The sequence below is a fragment of the Vibrio scophthalmi genome (assembly GCF_040869025.1).
In the GTDB taxonomy this organism is placed as follows: Bacteria; Pseudomonadota; Gammaproteobacteria; order Enterobacterales; family Vibrionaceae; genus Vibrio; species Vibrio scophthalmi.
Map to the genome: position 1 here is coordinate 3,060,844 of NZ_CP134271.1, position 20,904 is coordinate 3,081,747.

A 20,904-nucleotide genomic window follows, 5' to 3' on the forward strand; every position below is an offset into this window, starting at 1 on the left:
GATCCCCTCATAATTTCCCCAAAGCACAACCATGTTTGAATAGATTTTGAGCAAGCAGGGTTGCAGCCGCGAGCAAGTCTTCCCTCGTTATTGTGTAGCCAGAATGCCGCAAAACTTCCATCCCTAAGCGCACTGTTGAGAGTACATTTCGATTTTTGACAGTGTTAGCTTGGAAGTGCTTATCCCAACCTTGTTTCTGACCATGAACTCCAGCAAGCCAAAATGTCAGTTGAAGCATTAGGGCGATTAGCAGCATGATATCAAAGCGCTCTGAGCTGCTAGTTCGGCTATGACGGAGGCCTAAACCGTAGGCTGGGCTTTTCAAGTCTCGGAAGGTTTCTTCAATTTGCATACGCTTCGAGTAGAGCCTAACAAGTTGCTTTGGTGTTCGGATTTCAACGGGCAAGTTAGTCGCTAAAACCCATGGTTCTTTTGTCGAAGCGGAGTAGATTTTAGGTGACGGATGATGACAATTAGTCCGTGTCGAACGCTGATTTTTTCGGCCTTTAGGACGTGATTTATACAGTGCAATTTGACATGAAATTGGGTTGCTCTTAGTCAACCTCTTATAGCCTAAAGTCTTTGAGCGACTTGAGGATATGCTATGTAAGTTGCTGATAGGTTGCCAGTTTTCCGCACCTAAATCTGCATATTGCACTTTCCCTCTGACTCGACTTAACCAGTACCAACCTAGCTTTTCAACGGATTTATACCATGGCACTTTAAAGCCAGCATCACTGACAATGAGCGGTGTAGTGTTACTCGGTAGAATGCTTGCAAGGTCGGCTAGAAATTGGTCATGAGCCTTCTTTGAACATTGCTCTGAAAGCGGAAAGGCTTTCTCATAAAGAGTAATAGAACGACCATGTAGTGCCACCGAAGCCCGCAATACCATAAGCCGTTTTTGCTCACGAATATCAGACCAGTCAACAAGAACAATGGGCATCGAATTACCTGAACAGATAAAGCTGGCATGCCAACGGTATACAGCGAGTCGCTCTTTGTGCAAGTGACGATTACCTAACAATCTGTCGATTCGTTTGATGTTATGTTTTGTTCTGGCTTTCGTTGGCAGGTTACGACCAAGTTCGGTAAGAGTGAGCGTTTTACATTCAAGTAATGCGTGGCAAGCCAGCGTTAAACTGTTGAGTCGTTTTAAGTGCAATTCAGGGCAGAATTGGTAAAGAGAGTCGTGTAAAATATCGAGTTCGCACATCTTGTTGTCTGGTTATTGATTTTTCTCAGAACCATTTGATCACATGACAAGATGTGCATCTACCTTAAATTTATGATTTTTATCAAAATCATTAGGGGATTCCTCAGAGCTTTGGCACTACAGATAATTGACACCCTTAATCAAATATCCTCTTCAGCAGAATCATTGATAGCAAAAAGTCAGTTTGTGGTTAAGAACACCATATCCTCGTTATCCAATACGTTGTTACTTGCTTGTAGTGTGAGTGCTGTGGTGATAGTGACGTTGTGGATTGCTTTACGTCGATGGTTAAAGGGCGGTCTGAACCAAGTATTAGAACAATTGAACCGCGTCTCAGAGCAAGACTTTCGTCAGCGCGTGAATCAGCAAGGACCTGACGAAATACAACAGGTATCCGCTCGCTTGAATCGCCTTATTGATACAACAAGTGAATCGCTAAACTCCGTAACGAGCAACTGTGAAATACTGTATCAAACGGCTCAATTGAGTCACGATGCGGCAGACTCATCTAATCATAGCTTAGAAGCCCAAAACGATGCGTTGACAGAGATGGTGACCACAATTACTCAACTAGAAGCTTCGATAAAAGAAATTGCGACGGTCACCAATGAGTCACACGATGAATCGAAAATTGCGGAACAGTATTCAACGCAAGGTGTGGTTGCGATAGAGGATAACCGTGTACGATTGAAGGCTTTAGAGCAAACGTTAGATACTAATGAACAATCAATGATTGCACTTGATAGCCGTGTGAAGCGAATTTGCGAAATGGTCGATTTGATTTCTGGCATCGCTGAAAATACTAACTTACTGGCACTCAACGCGGCTATTGAAGCGGCGAGGGCGGGAGAGCAAGGTCGAGGCTTTGCTGTGGTTGCTGATGAAGTGCGTAAGTTGGCACGTGATACCTCCGATCAAACCAGCAATATTCGCCATAATATGAATGAGCTGGTGGCAGCCGCAGATCAGTCGCGTCTTGCGGTAGAGGGTACTCGCAAAGAGATGGTGTCTGCATTGGAATCAAGCCAGCAAGTGAAAAGTGCATTTAATGATATTGAACATTCTGTAGGACTGATCCGTTCTCGTTTTGAACAGATCTCAGTGGCAACCGAGCAGCAACAACGCGCAACTGCAGAAGTGAGCCGCGCAATCACTCAAGTTTCTCATCAAGGCGATGATACTAAGACTCAGCTAGAGGCGATGTTAGAAAACGCGCAGCAAGTGGCACAGATCGCCAAAGATCAACAACAGATGCTGCATAAATATCGTTTAAGGTAGAGCGGCGATTGAATCGAGAGGCGAGACCGCTACGCTTCTCGCTTCTAAAATCTCGATTCTCGCACTCTCGCTTTCTCTCAACTCTCAACCCTATTGGCGACGAAATGGCTGCGTTAGCATCTTATCTAACCACTGTTCCCGTGAGGTGCGGAACTCGGGTACACCAATTTTCACCTTGTCATGACCTAATTCAGGTTGGGCGCGATAAGTACCGAAAAGACGATCCCAAATCGACAAGAAAAAACCGAAGTTAGAGTGCGTTTCTTTAACGATCACAGAGTGATGTACGCGGTGCATATCTGGGGTGACGATCGCCTTGCGTAACACCTTATCGAGATTGAGTTGCAGTTTGGCGTTGCTGTGATTAAACATCGCGCTAACGTTGAGGATGACCTCAAATAGCAATACGGCCAGCGGTGAAATGCCAAATGAAACCACGATGGCGATTTTTATCCACATCGAGATGATCATTTCAATGGGGTGAAAGCGGGCGCCGGTGGTGACATCAATATCCTGATCGGCATGGTGCATCCGATGCAAGCGCCATAACCATGGTACAGCATGAAAAATGACATGTTGAACATAAATGGCTAAATCCAGTAGCACGACAGAAATTACCACCCCAAGCCAAGCGGGTAGGGACAGCCAATGAAATAGCCCTATGTTGGCTTGCTGAGCCCACAAAGCCGCCTCAAGCGCAAGCAGAGGCATAAAGAGGTTCAAACAGAGCGAGTTAAAACCGATTAGACCAATATTGTTAAGCCAACGCTGTCCTTTGCTTTGAGTGAGCGCTTTGCGTGGCACAAGCCATTCCCACAAACCACACAGTACTAAAGTGGACAGAAAAAAGCTCAGCCGAATCATATCTGGGTTTTGCATTAAGTATCCTTACGCTTTCAACTTGCAACTGACGCCATGGCGAGTAGAATTTGTCGCCCGAATATTATTATCAATGAATCCGAATGAGAATCCACGCATTTCATCGTCTTTTCCTCCATAGACAAGCAGTAGCAACACGAGTATTCAATGCCAGAGGCAGCAAAGTGGTCCGTTGTGACTACTGCCAAGTGGCTACTAAGTACTGTGTTTGTGCCTATCAACCAGACATCGACACCGATGTGGCGGTGATGCTGATCGTTTCGGAAAGTGAAGTCTTTAAGCCAAGTAACACCGGCCGCTTGATCTTAGACGCAGTGAAAGAAGGCTATGTATATCAATGGAATCGCACCGAGCCGGCACCTGAGATGATTGCGTTGTTGCAAGATGAAAACTATCAGCCGTTTATTGTCTTTCCAGACGAATACGTTGATGTGAAATCGCGCTTGATTGAACAACCGGCACAGCAGTTTTGCCAAGGCAAGAAACCGTTGATGATTTTGCTAGATGGTAGCTGGCGTGAAGCACGCAAAATATTCCGCAAGTCGACCTACCTGCAGCATTTGCCAGTTTTATCGATTCAGCCACAAGTGTTATCGCAATATATGATGCGTAAGTCCGAAAATGAACAGCATCTTTCGACGGCAGAAGTTGCGGTATTAGTACTGGAACAACTGGGTGAGCAACAGGCATCAAAAATGCTCGATGAGTGGTTTGCGGTCTTCCGAGAAACCTATTTATTAAGCAAAACGCGAATCAAGCCTGATTTAACGCGTCCTGCCTTAAAACACTACCTTGCCGCAAATCCAGAGTTAGACAATTGATTTGGTTGGTTAAACCCTGTTCAATTGATTTATAAATGGTCATAGGTCACGGATTGTGACTACTGCCTTATGGATAATGACCCAAGTTTTGGATTTTATAAATTATATTCTGGGAGTGAATACAATGTACTACGGCTTTGACGTGGGTGGCACCAAGATTGAGTTTGGCGCATTCAATGAGAAATTAGAACGTGTTGCGACAGAGCGCGTGCCTACGCCAACCAGCGATTACCAAGCACTACTTGACGCGATTGCGGGCTTGGTAAACAAATATGATCAAGAGTTCAACTGCGAAGGTAAGATTGGCCTTGGTTTGCCTGGCATGGAAGATGCTGATACTGGTGCGATCCTAACGGTAAATATTCCTGCAGCGAAAGGTAAGTTGCTGCGTAAAGATCTTGAAGCGAAAATTGGTCGTACTGTTAAAGTCGACAACGACGCGAACTGTTTTGCGCTTTCTGAAGCGTGGGATGAAGAATTAAAAGATTCGCCATCGGTGATGGGGTTGATCCTTGGTACTGGTTTTGGCGGTGGTTTGATTTACGATGGCCAAGTATTCTCAGGTCGTAACCACGTCGCAGGTGAAATGGGCCATATGCGCCTACCTATCGATGCATGGTTCCACCTTGGCGAGAATGCACCACTACTTGATTGTGGCTGTGACAAGAAAGGTTGTATCGATAATTACCTTTCTGGTCGTGGTTTTGAATTGCTGTACGCTCACTACTTTGGTGAAGAGAAGAAAGCGATTGAGATCATTAAAGCACAAGCAGAAGGCGAACCTAAAGCCGTTGAACACGTTGAACGCTTTATGGAGCTCTTGGCGATCTGTTTTGCTAACCTGTTTACTGCAAATGATCCACACGTCGTGGTTCTTGGTGGCGGTCTATCAAACTTCGATATGATCTACGATGAAATGCCAAAGCGTATTCCGAAACATCTGCTTTCTGTGGCGAAGTGTCCTAAGATTGTAAAAGCGAAACATGGTGATTCAGGCGGCGTTCGCGGCGCGGCATTCTTGAACATCAAGTAATTGCTAATTACTGCTGATCAAAATGCAAAAGGGCTTCCAGTTGGAAGCCCTTTTCTTCATTAGTGCTTTTCTTGCATCCGCACAGAGTGATTACTTGTGCTTTTTACCCACACCCAAGTTTTCTTTTGGCTTGAGGGTAATTTTACCAAAGCCTAATTTCTTAAAGTGGTTGTCACGATAGTTACGTACCGCTTTGGTATCAGAGATCAGTTCAAGTTGGATTTCCATTTTTAGGAAATCAGTAATATCAATGCCTTCAGCCTCTGCAACCGCTTCATGGATATTGTGGTGTTGCTGATAAGAGAAAAGCAGTTCTTTCTCTTCGTCTTTGTAAGTATAAATAATTGTACGAGCCATAGTGTTACTGCTTCTAATTCGCTAAATAGGAAGGCCAGCAGAGTAGGCTGGCCTTGAATGGGCTAGATTCTGCCTTGAAGTGGGATGATTGTCACGCTTTCTCCGACTTTTACTGTATCAACCGCCGGTGAAATTTCGATAAGACAATTTGCTTCACTCATTGATCGTAAAATACCCGAACCTTGTTTACCGGTAGTGTGCACTGTTAGGCGACCTGCTGGATCGATCTGGAATACACCGCGGCTATATTCAGTACGACCTTGGCGTGAGCGCAAATCCTCAGTAGCGATCGCATTCACTTTCAGTGGTTGCCAGTTGCGCTCACCTTGCATTTTACGCAAAGCCGGCTCAACAAAGTTGATAAACGACACCATCACGGCAACAGGGTTACCCGGCAAGCCAAAGAAAGGTTTGTCGTTTACCTGACCAAAAGCGAGTGGACGGCCCGGACGCATATTGATACGCCAAAAATCGATTTGACCAAGTTTATCAAGTGCCAGTTTCACGTAGTCTGCATCACCCACCGATACACCACCTGATGTAATGATCACATCTGTTTGCTGGCTGGCTTTTTCGATCGCATCAATCATCACTTGTTCGTTATCTTCTAAGATACCGTAGTCGATGACTTCGCAACCCAGTTTTTGCAACATACCCATGATGGTAAAACGATTTGAATCGTAAATCGTATTGGGCTTTTGTTCAGTGCCCGGCGCTTGGACTTCGTCACCGGTGGAGAACAAGCCAACTTTTAATTGGCGTGCTACTTGAGCTTGACCAAAACCAAGGGAAGCGAGCATGCCCATTTCAGCGGATTCGATGCGCGTGCCTTTGCTAAACACGTCGCTACCTTGCGCTAAGTCTTCACCCGCTTGACGGACATTTTGTCCACGTTTGATGAATGCTTCAGGGAACGTGACGTGGTCACCGTTGGTTTGCGCTTGTTCACGCATAATAACGGTATCAGCACCTGCTGGCATTGGGGCGCCAGTCATAATTTTTACTGCTTGGCCTGGTTGCAATTCACCTTGGTATGCGTGGCCTGCCATCACTTCAGCAACAACGTGATAGCTTGGAGTTTCAGCCTCGTCGTTGACAATATCATCGCCACGAATGGCAAAACCATCCATGGCTGAATTGGTGTATTGCGGCACATTGACTGGCGAGGCAACATCGATAGCCAGCACTCGGTTGTAACTTGCTTCAATCGGGCACGATTCAGCCTCTGTGACTTCATTGACCAGCGATAAGATTTTCTCTTGGCCTTGAGTTACCGAAAGAAAAGCAGGGGACAATATATCGCAGCATGAGGACGCAGGCTTATCGATTTGTTTGTCGCATACGTTGTCACAACATGATTTTCCATTTGAGGCAACAAAGTTGAGAATAAACTGAGTAATGGCATCAAGATCGTTGATGTCCATTTGTGGTAGTTCGCTGTCAGTCACTTTGCTGTCTGCGGCGATGGCGATGATGTTGTCATCACTTGGATAAAGCCATGGCTTGCCCACTTCGTCGCGGTGCAGTTCAATTTTTGGGAAGGCGATGTTTTTGCAACCCTCCACTAGGATCACATCAAGCTTTTGTTGATCGAAACGGCTAAGCAGAAAATGAAATTCTGATTCTTCTTCTGGTGTTTCTGTCATCAATGCGTAGCGATTACGCGATGAGATGAGCATTTGGCTTGCGCCCGCTTTACGTAGGCGGTAGCTATCTTTACCCGGCTGATCAACATCGAAATTATGGTGAGCATGCTTGAGCATACCAATACGTAAACCGGCTTCGGTCAACTTAGGCAAAAGCGCTTCAATGAGGGTCGTTTTGCCTGTGCCTGAGTAGGCGGCAAAACCAATTACAGGAATTAAGTGGCGTGCTGTCATGATTCTAGAGTCCCAAATTGAGCCAGTTCTTGCGGCGTATTTAGATTAACAAAACAGTTTGGCGAGTCGCTAAAGTCTACATATGAGGTGTTGCATTCTTTGTAGAGTAGGATGATTTTACGATCGCCACGCTCTAAAAACGCCGTCAGTTTAGGTAATACGCGTTTATGATAGAGAGTAAATACCGGTTGCTGATGGTCACCATCGTGGGCGACCAAGATGTCGCTTTCTGGTGTCACTTGTGCGCAGAAACGGGCCACCAAATCATGGTTGATTTGTGGGCTGTCGCAAGGGACAAAACCGACCCAATCGGTATCGGCGTGCACTAGGCCGGCATGAATACCACCCATTGGGCCTGGGTAATCAGCAAAATGGTCGCTAAACACGGGACCAAAGCATTGATATTGGCTTTGATTGCGGTTCGCGTTAATTAAGATGCTAGGGGTCTGTGGTGACAAGCGTTCAATAACGTGCTGTATAAGCGGCTTATTATTTAGTTCGATAAGACCTTTATCTTTGCCACCCATGCGGCTGGCTTGACCGCCAGCCAAAATAACCCAACTAGTTTGCGTTGGATGTAGCATAGTCGCTCTCTTGTTTTTCATCAGTGATGATCTGTAGCAGCGGTGACTCTATCAGAGTTGATTCTTTTATCCACCACTGTTTACGGCATAAATCGGTTAAGGCGTTCTTTTGGTGGCTGGTGATGACAATACTGGAGCCTTTTTCGAGCAAATCTTTCGCCAACAATACTAAGCGGTCAATGGATTCTTGATCTAACGAGGCACTCGGTTCATCCATCAATAGGATTGAAGGGGTAAGAATCCACGCTCTCGCCATCGCGACGCGTTGTTTTTCTCCGCCAGAAAGGACAGAAATATGTTCGTCGGCAAGGGTTTCTAAGCCGACTTTGCGCAGTGCAAAGATCACCGCAGCACGTTTGTCTTGCGATGACATTTTTTGATAGCGAATACCGTAAGCGACGTTTTGATAGACAGAACCATCAAAAAGGTAAGGGGCTTGGTGTAAATACACCACGTCACGGCGGCCACTTCGAGCCGATATACGTTGAATAAAACTGTCGTGTGGCGCGATGACTTTTCCAGTGGTTGGCTTGAGTAGGCCGGATAAAATTTTCAGTAAAGTGGTTTTACCTACGCCGTTATCACCTTTTAAGTAAATTGCGTCATTTGGACCAATCGATAATTCAGGAATATGAAACAGCACTCGATTCTTAAATCGCATTGAGAGCTGTTGTGCAGTTATTTTTATTGTCATACAGCGCCCTTAGTTTCTCAAATAGCCACGACCGCGCATGCTACCTAACATAAAGTTTAGCAGCAGTGCCAGCGAGAGTAATACTATTCCCAGTGCAACGCCCTGAGCGAATGCACCTTTATGGCTTTCCATCGAGATTGCGGTTGGAATGTTGCGCGTTACGCCCATGATATTACCACCAACCATCATCGAACAACCGACCTCGGTCACGATGCGAGAAAAAGCCGTAATTGTTGCAGCAAGAAGAGGAAAGCGAGTTTCCCAAATCATAGTCGCCGCGACGCGACATGGTGAGGCACCCAGTGTGATCGCCGTTTCTACAGCACGACGGTCACTTGATTGAAGTGAGCCATGCATCATGGCAACCAAAACAGGGAAGCAAATCAGCATTTGGCCGAACACCATCGCCTTTTGGGTGAAGAGCATTTGCCAATCACCAAGTGGGCCTGCGCGAGACAGCAACATGTAAAGCAGCAAGCCAATCACCACGGTTGGGACGGCTTGCAGAGTATTGATAATCGATAGAAAGAACCATTTGCCACGAAAATCCGTGTAAGCAAGGATGAACGAGAACAGAATCGCTGGCAACAACACCAGAGATATCGCAGTCAAAGAGACATTAAATGAGACCGCAACAATGGCTAGCAGGTCAGGATCAAAGGCGACCAAAAGTGCCAGCGCGTCTAGTGTAGTTTGCCAGAGACTCATGAATGATTATTTCTCGTTCGCGTTAGCGACAAATAGGTGCTTACCATTGATGGTAAAGTTATTAATTAACTCTTGGCCACGTGGGTTGACTAGCCAATCGCTGAATACTTTCGCGCCTTGGTAGTTGATCGTTGGATAGCGCTCAGGGTTAACAAGGATGACTTGGTAAGGGTTAAATAGGTTTTTGTCACCTTGGAACAAGATATCAAGAGCCAATTTATTTTGGTAAGCCAGCCAAGTGCCACGGTCAGTCATAGTGTAACCTTGCATTTCTGACGCCATGTTTAGTGTTGGGCCCATGCCTTGACCTACCGAGCGGTAACCACCAAAGTTAGGTTCAATTTTAGTTTGTTCCCAGATGCCTTTTTCTTTCTTGTGCGTACCAGAGTCATCGCCACGAGAAACGAAAGTAGAGTTGGTTTTTGCAATGTTTTTAAATACGTCGAAGACATCTTTTTGCTGTGCAACTTTTGCAGGATCAGCTTCAGGGCCCACAATCACGAAGTCGTTGTACATCAATTTACGCGGTAACACACCGTAGCCATGATCAACGAAGCTGGCTTCCGCTTTCGGTGCGTGAGTCATCACCAAATCAACATCACCGTTTTCACCCATTTTAAGGGATTTACCGGTGCCTGCCGCGATCACATCCACTTTGTAGCCAGTGTCTTTTTCAAACTCAGGCAAGATGTAATCGAGTAAGCCAGAATGGTATGTACTGGTGGTGGTTGCTAAACGAATATGTGGTTGTTCGTCCGCTGCGCTTGCGGTGTGGCTAAATAAAACAAGTGACGCTGCTGCTAAGGTATAACTGATTGTTGCTTTCATTGTAATGTTTTCCATATTGTTTGCCGTTAGGCGTCAATTTCACTACCTACGAATGGCGATAGCCAAAAATTGGCTGCTATGCCTTAAGCAAACTAAATGCCAAGATTTCAGCCTGTTTTTCAAGCAGATTAGGTTGATTTTGTGGACAAAAAGGGGCTTTGGGACAATTTGTCGCACTATTGCTCGATCCCAGTGATAAAACCTTGGTACACTCTGTCCCAATGACTGTGATTTTAACCGAGAAAACCTATGTCTACTTCTTTAGATGCAAACAAACTCTCTCAATATCAAGCATTTTCAGTTCTGGTTGTCGATGACGAGGCTGGTATGCAGGCGATTTTACAAAAAGCGCTCAGTAAATGGTTTTCGAAAGTGGATACTGCTGGCAGCATCGAGCAAGCAGAAACCTTACGTATTGCTAATCACTATGACCTTATTATTTTAGACATTAACTTACCCGGACGCTCAGGTATTGAGTGGGAAGAAGCGTTTAATGATGAAGAGCGCAGAGCCGATGTGATCTTCATGACCGGTTATGCCGATCTGGAAACGGCGATCTCAGCACTCAAACTGGGGGCGACCGACTTCATCCTCAAGCCTTTTAATCTGAGCCAAATGCTGCAATCAGTACAACGCTGTATGGATAAGCGCTTGAATGAGCGTTTGCAATATGCGCTGCATCGGGATGTCAAACGTCATATCACCACTGAGATCGCAGGCACTTCCGATAAAACCCGTCAACTCAAGCAGTTGATTAGCCAGTTTGCACCCTCACGCGCTTCAGTATTGATCGAAGGCGAGTCGGGGACTGGTAAAGAACTGGTGGCACGCGGCGTTCATGAGGCCAGTGGCCGTAAAGGGCCTTTTGTACCTATTAACTGTGGTGCAATTGCCCCTGAATTATTGGAAAGTGAGCTGTTCGGTCATACCATGGGCGCCTTTACCGGCGCGAAGAAAAGCCGTGAGGGTTTGTTCCGTGTCGCGAGTGGCGGCACGCTGTTTTTGGATGAAATTGGTGAAATGCCACTGGCAATGCAATCGGCACTGCTGCGTGTGTTGGAACAGCGTACGATTCGTCCGGTTGGTGGTGAGAAAGAAGTCAGTGTTGATGTACGCGTTGTCGCGGCAACTAACCGTAACTTGCAAGAAGAAGTGAAGTGCGGACGCTTCCGTGAAGATCTGTTTTATCGCCTTAATGTGCTAAAAATTGATGTTGCGCCACTGCGTGAGCGTAAATCCGATTTGTGTGAATTGGTGCCTCATTTTACCAAAATGCTCTCTATGGAGTTGGGTATCGCTGATCCTAAGTGGGCACATGAAGACATTGAGGCGATGCAAAATTACGATTGGCCGGGCAATATTCGTGAATTAAAAAACCTGATTGAACGCTGTATTCTTCTGGCTAAGCCACCCGCGCATTACTGGCGAGAACTGGCGGGCAGCCAAGTTCAACCGAGTATTTCAGTTACGGTATCTTCTGGTTCAGAGTTAATAGAAGTGGCTGAGCCACAAAAAGCGCAGGGCAAAGGTTACCCTAACTCATGGTCTCTTAAAGAAGTTGAAAAATCACACATTCAACAGTTAGTGGATTTTCATGATGGTAACAAGTCGGCTGCGTCACGCGATTTAGGCGTGGCACGCAAAACCTTAGAGCGCAAATTTAAAGAGTGGGAAGCAGAGGATATGGGCTATGGCCAATAATGGCGGTGCTTCGCGCACGGGATTGATTGCAAAGTGGCGCTACCGTTTTAAAAGTATGGTTCGCTACCGCTTGATGATCCTCACCTCCGCGCCCATCTTTCTCACCCTGCTGGCGTTAATTTGTATCACCATTTATTGGTCGATTCATTATACATGGCAAAGTGCCTTGCTTGATGTTTCCGAGCGTTTGGGCGTCGCAAATAACAGTATCGAGCTGATCCAGCAAAAACAGGCGAATCATGTTAAAGCTTTTGCAGAATCTTACGATTTTCGTATTAAGTTAGAAAGCAACGTAAGTGAAGATGAACTGCAACAATGGATTGCAGAACAAAAGAAACGTTACAGCTTAGATTTTCTTTGTTTACATAGGGTTGATGATCTAAGCAATCAATTTCGTTACCTAGATACGACGCAAGGTGAATCCTTCTTTGACCTATTATCTGAGCAAGAACTGAATGCGCTCGATAGCGATTTAGCTAAACGTGCACAAGTGCCGATTTTAGACAGCCAGGAGATTGAGAATCGCGGATTGGTGAGCCGTACAGTGATCCCGGTGGAAGATAACAGCGGTCAATTGGTCGGTTTTCTTGATGGTGGCTTGCTGCTTAACAACAGCACAGTGTTGGTCGATCAAATTCGCGATCTGATTTACTCCAGTCGTGAAGATAGCTTACGTCCAATTGGTACGCTGACACTGTTTTTGGATGATCTTCGTGTCAGTACCAATGTGCCGCTTGATAGCAATGGCGGATTAGGCCGTGCTATCGGCACTCCAGTCTCTGATGTTGTGCGTGAAGCCGTGTTGATTAATGGCGACCAGTGGGTCAATCGAGCGTATGTTTATGATGCTTGGTATATCACCGCTTATGAACCGATTCTTGATCGTGAAGACAATGTCATCGGCATGCTCTACACCGGCTATCTGATTTGGCCATTTCTTAAAGCCTATATGACCAACATTGCCGAGATCAGCATTACGACGGTATTCTTATTACTGGTGTCAGGATTGATGGTTTATCGTGGCTCGCGAGATTTGTTCAACCCGATTGAGCACATTCACCGTGTAGTGAAAATGATTCAACTGGGCAAAGACACACGTATTGGGCCACTCGGTCTCGATGATGAGCATGAATTGGCACAGTTGGCGAAACAGTTCGATAATATGTTGGATTTGCTACGTCAGCGTAAAAACGAACTTAAAAATGCCGCCGTTGAGTTGGAAGAAAAAATTCAGCAACGCACGGCCAGTTTGGAAGAGAAGACCACTGAACTGGAATTGCATATTCAGCTGCTGCATCAGACTCGCGATAAGTTAGTGGTGCATGAAAAGCTGGCTGCGTTAGGGGAGTTAACCGCAGGTATTGCTCATGAGATTAATAATCCGAGCGCGGTGATCCTCGGCAACGTGGAGTTAATTCAATTTGAATTAGGTGAAGAATCTGAACGCGTCAAAGATGAGTTAGAAGCGATCCATGCGCAAATTGACCGTATTCGAAACATTACCCGTAGCTTGCTGCAATATAGTCGCCAAGGTGGCGTGCAAGATGAAGTGACTTGGCAGCATGTGAATCCAATCATCGAAGAGAGTATTACGCTGGTTAAAACGGGCAGTAAGAAACGGGATATTGAATTTGTCACCGACTTGCACGCTCACACCTCGGTTGAGATCAATCGCCATCAACTGTTGCAAATTTTAGTTAACCTGCAGATGAATGCGATTCATGCCATGCAAGGAAAAGGTCGCTTAACCGTTATTAGTGAAGATTGGTGTGAAGGGGGTGTCGCCAAAGGTGCCTTGATTCACATTGAAGATGAAGGTTGCGGCATTAAGCCTGAAAATCTCAAGCGTATTTTCTCGCCATTTTATACCACTAAACGTGAAGGCACCGGCTTAGGACTTTCAGTCTCACAGAGTATTTTGAGCCAAACAGGCGGCGAATTGACGGCAACCTCTGAGTGGGGAGAAGGCAGTCGATTTACTATTCGTTTACCGAATAAAGCTGAAACGCATTTGCTTATTTCCACTCGCAGTTAAAGATCGTTACTGATTGAAAAGCACCTTAATTAGGTGCTTTTTTTATGTCATTTTTTTGTTGGCTGTAAATTGCTCGCATTCGGTATAAAGAACAATCGTCTAAATCCTTGGCTACTTTTATTTATATTTTATATGAATTATTACAAAGTCATTTAATTTGGCAATAAATCACTTATTCAATCATTGAGTACGAATCATTTGGAATAGAGATCTAAGTTAACAAAACTGTCATTGGCTTGTCTTGGAATAAACGCTCTAAAATTCTAGTCGAAGGGGCCTCTTCGTATCTGATTGTGAATCTCAACTTTCACAAGTAAACAATAATTAAAACAGAGACTAGATATGAAAAAAAGACTATTAGGGCTTATGGTTGCGTCTATATTGGCGACGAATGCGAACGCGGCAGAGTTAACATTAGAGCAAGCCAGCGTTAAAATTATGACCAAAATGGAAGAGTTAGCGCTATTGGCTGCTCAACCAGAAAATGTTATTCAACAAGGCGAGTACCAGTACTTGCAATACAAAGGCAAAAACCTGCGCATCAACTTTGATGGTAACGTCATGTTTGATCTGTTTGATATTGAGTCAGAGTTCCAAACGGTTTTCGACTTTATTCCTAAACATTGGCAATACTGGGGTTACGCGGGTGGTTTTGACTTATTCCCGGAAGGCTACGACGCGCCAAACTGGGAAAAATGTACTTTTGCTCTGTATGCGGCAGGTCGTGGGTCAAAAGATAACGAAGGGAATTACATTTGGGAACGCCCTCTAACCACTATTCTTGATAATTCTGAATGTACTCCTGTTGTTCAAAAACCGTCAATCTTCTTCAATAATAATCAGCTTGAAAACATGCTTACCGGTGAATTGAACGGTGCGGTTTTATTCGCGCAAGTACACATTATTCCAGCGAAACCAGCAAGTGATGAAAAACGCATGCATCTGGTGGGTGAGCGAAATACCAAAGTAATGTTCAAACCAGACACGGCATTTGAGTCTCGCTCTCAAGTCACTGTTACGGCGAAAAATCGTCAGGGTGAAGTTTTAGGTTCATTGGATATGCGCGCACCTGAGTTGCTGGCTCGTAACGTGCTTGCGATTCCTGAAATGAGCTCGACAGATATTGACTTTAGTTATGATGAAGCGGCGATCTTCGCGGTTCGTGAGGTTTCTAGCGCGGCTATTTCTGCTGCTTTAGCTGAGCATGATGTAGTAAAACTTAATACGTGGAATGGTCACTGGATCCGCGATATTGCTTTAGAACAAAACAACCCAGAACTGGATGGTAAAACATTTATCTTCCAATCAAGCGCTGGCTACAACTCGAATGTAAGTTACTACCAAGACCGTACACGCACGATTACAAATGGTACGACGACCGTATTTAAGAACGTTAACGGTGCATGGGTACTCGAAGATGATTTGATCTTTAATGAAATTGGCTATGCTGATGGTTATTGGTCTGCAGAGCTACCAAAAGAATGGCTTGCGCCAGGCCTGAATCTAACCTTCGCGAATAATGGTAAATCTGGCAGTTTAACGGGCATTAAAGTCGGCGCACCTACCGAGCTACTTCTCCATACTATCGATGTCGGCATGTTGGTTGAGCCTCGTGAGCGTTTTGATTTCCAACAAGACAAACAAGCACAACGTGAATACTTTGAAACCGCGCCGTTGAGCAAAATGGTGGTGAGTGAGTATGAACCGGTTCATCTGCTGGAAGTGATGTTACCAGATGGTACGTTACTGACCGACCATGATCCAAGCGAAGGTGGTTGGCATGGTGGCACCATGCGTCAGCGCATTGGTAAAGAGCTATTCTCAATTGGTATTAACAATGCAAACTACGGCATCAATTCTACCGCTGGTGTAGGCGAGGGCGAACATCCTTATTTTGCCGCTCAGCTAACCGCTCATAATACTCGTGGTGTCTATAGCAATGGTGTAGTGACACATGGTGGCTCTGGTGGTGGCGGCATGGTTACGCTTGACAGCTCAATTGGCAATGAGTTCAGCCATGAAGTTGGGCATAACTACGGTTTAGGTCATTATCCTGGTGGTTTTGAAGGGTCAATTCATAAACCAGCTAATATGAGTAACTCAACTTGGGGTTGGGATTCCTCTCGTGATGTGTTTATTCCAAACTTTGCACCACAAAACAACGGTGGCGAAAGCTGTCTAGATGGACAATGTGTTCCTGCCTTTAATGACATGTTCCGTTTTGGTAGCGACTCAATGGCGGGCGGTTGGGCGATGTATAACCAACAGCGCTTTACCCTATACACGCCTTACTCGATGTTCTTTATTCAAAAGAACTTAGAGAGCAAAGCCGTGTTTGATCAAACGTCTTCAACGGGCTTTAAAAAGTGGAATGAAGAGACTGAGAGCATGGAGGAATACACACACCGTGTTGATACTCTAGAAATCACCAGTGTTGCGCCATGGGAAGCAAACGCGGAGCGAATTGCCGCTCTATTCGGTAACTTTGACAAAGTTGAGTTGTCAACTTGGAATGGGCACTGGGCACGTGATATGTCGGTTCCTGAAGCCAGTTCGATCAATAAAGGTAAGATCTTTACCTTTAACTCAGATGCGGGTTATCACTCGAACTTGACCATTAACGGTGAGTCGATGGTTGTTCCTTACGGCAGTCGTTTGGTGTTTGTCTCTGATGGTCAAACATGGGTGAAAGATGCAAGCTTTGAACAATATCAAGCGATCAAGCCAACTCAATATGGTGTCCCTGTGACGACATTAGTGGGTTATTACGATCCGTCGAAGCAACTAGAAAGCTTTATCTTCCCAGCTCTTCATGGTTCATACGGTTATGTTTACGCAGCTGACAGCACAAGCCTTACTGCGAACTGTGCATTAGAGGTCGAAATGGCCAACGGCGACGTCGATAAGTATGCTCTGAAGAACAATCGCCGTAATGCGGACAATATGAATAAGTTCCATGTCAACGTAGCGCGTTCTGACAATCCGAAGGCCGCGAGTGTTGTTTGTGATGGTGAAGTACTTGATACCCTGACCATTGCTGCGCCAACACAAGAACCTGTCTATACCGTTCAAGGTGGTGATGAGCATACAGCGTTAGCAAAAACCCAAGCATTTGCGATGCCTGCGAAAAAACTCTCTCAACGTGTATTGGCAACTCGTTACGAGCCAACCCAATGTGATCACGCAGACGGTGAACATAATCACTAAGATTGTAATGTTCCGTAAGATAAAATCATGATAAGAAAAAAGCGCCAAATTAGGCGCTTTTTTTATTCCAATAAAACGAGATTAACTGGCGTTAACGGCAATTTTCGGTGGGTTGATATTGTGTTTTCTAAACTCTTTCATTACGCGCAAAGTAATGTCGGTTTCAAACAACTTCTCATATGCGGTATCGACGACATATGCTTTACAAGTTAACTGAATTGCTAAGTAGTTATCAGTGATGGTTTGTTTCACTAATACGGTCACCGGTTTAGGTAGGTGAATATAACGACTTGACGACGCCGCTTCTTGGATCAAATCACGGGCGAGGGTAATGTCTTCATTCATACCGACGTAGAAGGGGATCACTACTTGCATATCGAGTGCGCCGTAGTTACCGCTGACCACCACTTCATTTAAGAATTTGTTGTTCGGAATGGTGATGATGTCATCGGTTAATGTGCGCATACGTACTGAACGTAGACCAATGGTAATGATATCACCGTAATTGCCTTCAAAGGTGACGCGGTCACCAACTTGGAATGGGCGATCAACCATTACTGTGATACCGGCGATGAACGAAGCGGCCAGGTCTTTTAATGCAAAACCGACCGAAACGGCTAACGTACCACCAATCAATGCGAGTATTTGGTCGTTGATGCGGAAGCTCATCATAAACACCACAATACCCGTACTCATGTAGATAAAGAACTGAGTAAAGGATTGCAGTTTTTGCAGCAACATACGGTATTGAACAAATTGACTACCGAAGCTTTCAACCATTGAACTCATGAATTTGAGCAATAGCCATGCACCAGCAATCACGAACAACGAGAAGAACACACCACTCCAACGTACTAGGCTGGCGATCTTAGATATGTTTTCTACATTAGCGATTTCTTCCGTTGCAAAACACGGTAAGGCAGCAAAGCCAATAAACAGTAGGATTATTAATCTTTTCATACTACTTCACCAAAAGATGTTGACGGTCGAGAACGTTCGTAATGTGACGGAACCAGTGATCCGAGACTCGCGCTTGATCTTCACTCCACTCGATGTAACCACGGCTTTGGAAGTAGCGCAAAATACCCGTGATTTCAGCAATACTCAGCTGAGTACAATCGGATAAGATTTCTGGCGAGGCGATTTCAAGTTGTACTATAGATCGCAGAACCGCGAGCATCGGCTTTGGCATGTTCTCTAGTTCTTGTGATTCAGGCGCGTGGAATAGACGAACGACCGCTTGATCAGTTTCTTTGTTACGATTGATAGACAGACGGAAGAAGCGCAATGCAACCGTTGGGTTGCCATCTGAATAGTGCCAAAGAATACGGTAGAAACCTTGTTTCGCACGCTCTTCTTCACTCATTTCGTCTTGGTCCCATTGCTTAGGTACGACGAGCCCTTCAAACGATAATGGCTTTTCAAGATCCTTGTTGATGCGGCTATCAAGCAGTTGACCAATCTGTTTTTCATTCCAGCGAGGAAGGAAGCAGACCAAATCAAACAATAATCGTTCACCACGAGCGCGGTCGACAAAGCGCCAGCTTGATTTCACAATCGATAGCACCACACGGTGATTCTTCTTTGAACGACGCAATAAGTTCGTCACGCGGATCAAATCGCTCAAGCCGCCAACCATTGGTTTGACGAGGCGATGGGCATTATCTATTGCAATGAGGTAAGTGGTCTCACTTTTACGCAGATAAGCGAGGATCTGGATCTCACTCGATTCTTCATCAAGGCCAAGACTGAGCGCTAACTGGGCTAGAAGGCCGCTATAACCGGAATATGGGCAGCTTAAATAAATCGGTTCTGCGTTAGATACTTTATTTAGCATGCTGTTAAGCAGCGTTGTCGAACCAATGCCGCGCTCTCCAGAAACAACACAGATCGCCGGATTATCCGACATCAGGTAGCGGGAAAGCTGTTTAACTTCGTCAGTCGCATAATCGATGAGTGTGCTGTCCATACTACCCGGCAGTACGTACTCGAATACCTGTTCACCTTTAATACGCACAAGATGATGCTGACATTTATCGATGTCGGACTGTTTTGCTACTTCGATACGGAATAGGTAAGCCAAAGCCTGGCTAAATAATGTAGAGCGTGAAAGCAATGACATTAAACGATGTTTGGCACTTTCTATCGTCAGCCAAACAACCCCAATTGCCGTTGCGGCAATATTGACCACCACGGTATGTTGACGATTGATCGCCCAAGTAACCCAAACCGGGCGATCAGAATAGTCGTTGAGTGACTCAAATACCTTTTCACGCCATAAGCGTAAAATTGAGATAGTAACTAATACAAACCAGAAAAACAGCGCACTGTAGATCCAGCTATAAATGGTGCCTTTACCTAAGGTGCGAATTGAAATCTGCATGATCACACCGGCAATGATGATGCTCCACACGTAACGACGAATGGTTGACAGGCGTAAAGCGATCACCGCGCGTGATGAGGTGCGGCTGTTGCGGTAGGCAAACTCCAAAATAAAGCTGATGGCGATGGAACCACCGAGCACCCACCAAGTGAATATCTCAAGGAAGATCAAATGCTGTAGGCTAGGGATCTGTGAAAGTACGCGTAACGATAGCGTAATCGCAATTAACCACGCGATCGCACGATGTGCGCGGCTAATGTACCAAACAATTCGAACCCAAAATGGCGGCTTATTATTGTTCTCCAATTGGCTAACGCGAAAGAGATCGATCAATCGTTTGCTGTTTGCCAACCACCATACTAAGCCAAAGTAGATAAACAAGACCTTGAATGCTGCCCAAATGACAGGAATTGGCGAGATGAAGATGTCTTTAATCAGTGCTTTAAAACTGCGAATTTGGAAATAAACGATGTATTCCGCATTGAGCTTTGTCAGTTGCCATTCTTGTTTAAATTGCGTCACACCGTATGGGCCAAAACCAGTAAGTCGATCTCGATTAGCAGGATTCGTCAGCGCCAACAACGCTTCTTTACTTTGGTTTAAGCTAGTCAAGGTAAAGTAACTGTTCTGAATATCAGACCATGTTTGTGGAGAACTGTCTTTACGGTGAGCCACCAACTGCTTGTCAAAAGTTGCAATTTGCTCGCGTTGGACACGCAATACTTTCGCCAGCAAGATATTTACTTGGCGTTTGTCTTTGCCTGACATAAACAAAGGTTCTGGCAGGGCTGAAATTTGTTGAGCAATCTCATCAGCTACTGGCGAACGTTGAGGTTGAGATTGAAAGCCATAGTCATTGTTCGCCAGCGCTGGCCAAGCCATTACCAGACTGATGAACAACAAACAGCGTAAATAAAAACGCATAGTTATCTCTTAAATTAATTATCTAGGAATTATTGTAGTTGTTTTAACGGAATAGGTACTTCCGCTAGACAAAGGAGGGGAACGAAGTTTATTGGCTAACTAATGACAAATGTCAGAGGAGTGTCAGAAAAAAGCACCGCTACTGGCCACAAATCGAGGTTTTGCTGCCACAATATGATGATGGTGCACTTACAGTGAGTCTTGTTTATCCCGAGCGAGAACATACCCCAGTAAAGGTACATAAGTTTATTGAGTTCTTTAAAGTGTGGTTCGAAGAACGGGTCGGCTCTTAAATGAGGCGAAACTGAAATCAACACTTGCAGTTAGAGGACTTTATAAGTAACGTTGCGCGGTTTTTTGACGAATTAGGATACAG

16 protein-coding genes are annotated in these 20,904 nt (G+C 45.2%); 6 read left to right on the forward strand and 10 right to left on the reverse strand.

Going from position 1 to position 20,904, the window contains the following annotated elements:
- Positions 1-7 precede the first annotated feature (7 nt).
- Positions 8-1,216 (reverse strand): IS4 family transposase, encoded by a 1,209-nt coding sequence (locus RJD38_RS13905; RefSeq protein WP_032073033.1) that lies wholly within the window; start codon positions 1,214-1,216, stop codon positions 8-10.
- 51 nt (positions 1,217-1,267) lie between these two features.
- Here RJD38_RS13905 and RJD38_RS13910 point away from each other — a divergent pair, with 51 nt between their 5' ends.
- Positions 1,268-2,494, forward strand: coding sequence for a methyl-accepting chemotaxis protein (locus RJD38_RS13910; protein ID WP_367971368.1), 1,227 nt, complete (start codon positions 1,268-1,270; stop codon positions 2,492-2,494).
- Between the two features lie 90 nt (positions 2,495-2,584).
- Here the strand turns inward: RJD38_RS13910 and RJD38_RS13915 are convergent, their stop codons facing one another.
- Positions 2,585-3,373, reverse strand: coding sequence for a sterol desaturase family protein (locus RJD38_RS13915; protein ID WP_065545302.1), 789 nt, complete (start codon positions 3,371-3,373; stop codon positions 2,585-2,587).
- Between the two features lie 83 nt (positions 3,374-3,456).
- Between RJD38_RS13915 and RJD38_RS13920 the strand changes: the two genes are divergently transcribed.
- On the forward strand, positions 3,457-4,194 hold the full coding sequence (locus tag RJD38_RS13920) for a tRNA-uridine aminocarboxypropyltransferase (protein WP_065545301.1): 738 nt from the start codon (positions 3,457-3,459) through the stop codon (positions 4,192-4,194).
- Positions 4,195-4,318: 124 nt separating this feature from the next.
- Positions 4,319-5,227 (forward strand): N-acetylglucosamine kinase, encoded by a 909-nt coding sequence (nagK, locus tag RJD38_RS13925; protein WP_005599068.1) that lies wholly within the window; start codon positions 4,319-4,321, stop codon positions 5,225-5,227.
- Positions 5,228-5,317: 90 nt separating this feature from the next.
- Here the strand turns inward: nagK and RJD38_RS13930 are convergent, their stop codons facing one another.
- The 6 genes from RJD38_RS13930 to RJD38_RS13955 all read right to left on the reverse strand — a co-directional run bounded on the left by RJD38_RS13930 (position 5,318) and on the right by RJD38_RS13955 (position 10,278).
- Complete coding sequence (locus tag RJD38_RS13930) at positions 5,318-5,584, reverse strand: DUF2960 domain-containing protein (protein ID WP_005599066.1); 267 nt, start codon at positions 5,582-5,584, stop codon at positions 5,318-5,320.
- A gap of 62 nt (positions 5,585-5,646) precedes the next feature.
- Positions 5,647-7,464 carry a bifunctional molybdopterin-guanine dinucleotide biosynthesis adaptor protein MobB/molybdopterin molybdotransferase MoeA gene (locus RJD38_RS13935; RefSeq protein WP_065545300.1) on the reverse strand — a complete coding sequence of 606 codons (1,818 nt, stop codon included), beginning with the start codon at positions 7,462-7,464 and terminating at the stop codon, positions 5,647-5,649.
- Positions 7,461-8,048, reverse strand: coding sequence for a molybdenum cofactor guanylyltransferase MobA (gene mobA, locus RJD38_RS13940; RefSeq protein WP_005599062.1), 588 nt, complete (start codon positions 8,046-8,048; stop codon positions 7,461-7,463). Before mobA ends, RJD38_RS13935 begins: the two co-directional genes overlap by 4 nt.
- Positions 8,026-8,742, reverse strand: coding sequence for an energy-coupling factor ABC transporter ATP-binding protein (locus RJD38_RS13945; RefSeq protein WP_005599060.1), 717 nt, complete (start codon positions 8,740-8,742; stop codon positions 8,026-8,028). Before RJD38_RS13945 ends, mobA begins: the two co-directional genes overlap by 23 nt.
- Positions 8,743-8,751: 9 nt before the next feature.
- On the reverse strand, positions 8,752-9,450 hold the full coding sequence (locus RJD38_RS13950; RefSeq protein WP_005599059.1) for an ABC transporter permease: 699 nt from the start codon (positions 9,448-9,450) through the stop codon (positions 8,752-8,754).
- Between the two features lie 6 nt (positions 9,451-9,456).
- Entirely contained in the window at positions 9,457-10,278 is an 822-nt protein-coding gene (locus RJD38_RS13955) for a substrate-binding domain-containing protein (RefSeq protein WP_005599057.1), read from the reverse strand.
- A gap of 249 nt (positions 10,279-10,527) precedes the next feature.
- On the opposite strand from RJD38_RS13955, the gene RJD38_RS13960 reads away from it, so the two are divergent.
- The 3 genes from RJD38_RS13960 to RJD38_RS13970 all read left to right on the forward strand — a co-directional run bounded on the left by RJD38_RS13960 (position 10,528) and on the right by RJD38_RS13970 (position 17,221).
- Positions 10,528-11,979 carry a sigma-54-dependent transcriptional regulator gene (locus RJD38_RS13960; protein ID WP_005599056.1) on the forward strand — a complete coding sequence of 484 codons (1,452 nt, stop codon included), beginning with the start codon at positions 10,528-10,530 and terminating at the stop codon, positions 11,977-11,979.
- A complete protein-coding gene (locus RJD38_RS13965; RefSeq protein ID WP_065545299.1) occupies positions 11,969-14,014 on the forward strand; it encodes a sensor histidine kinase in 2,046 nt (681 codons plus the stop codon). Before RJD38_RS13960 ends, RJD38_RS13965 begins: the two co-directional genes overlap by 11 nt.
- Before the next feature lie 342 nt (positions 14,015-14,356).
- Positions 14,357-17,221, forward strand: coding sequence for a M66 family metalloprotease (locus RJD38_RS13970; RefSeq protein WP_367971369.1), 2,865 nt, complete (start codon positions 14,357-14,359; stop codon positions 17,219-17,221).
- Positions 17,222-17,302: 81 nt separating this feature from the next.
- Here RJD38_RS13970 and RJD38_RS13975 read toward each other — a convergent pair whose 3' ends face one another.
- Together RJD38_RS13975 and RJD38_RS13980 are read right to left on the reverse strand one after the other, a co-directional pair.
- Complete coding sequence (locus RJD38_RS13975) at positions 17,303-18,181, reverse strand: mechanosensitive ion channel family protein (protein WP_005599053.1); 879 nt, start codon at positions 18,179-18,181, stop codon at positions 17,303-17,305.
- A gap of 1 nt (position 18,182) precedes the next feature.
- Positions 18,183-20,528 (reverse strand): ATP-binding protein, encoded by a 2,346-nt coding sequence (locus RJD38_RS13980; protein ID WP_065545297.1) that lies wholly within the window; start codon positions 20,526-20,528, stop codon positions 18,183-18,185.
- Positions 20,529-20,904 lie beyond the last annotated feature (376 nt).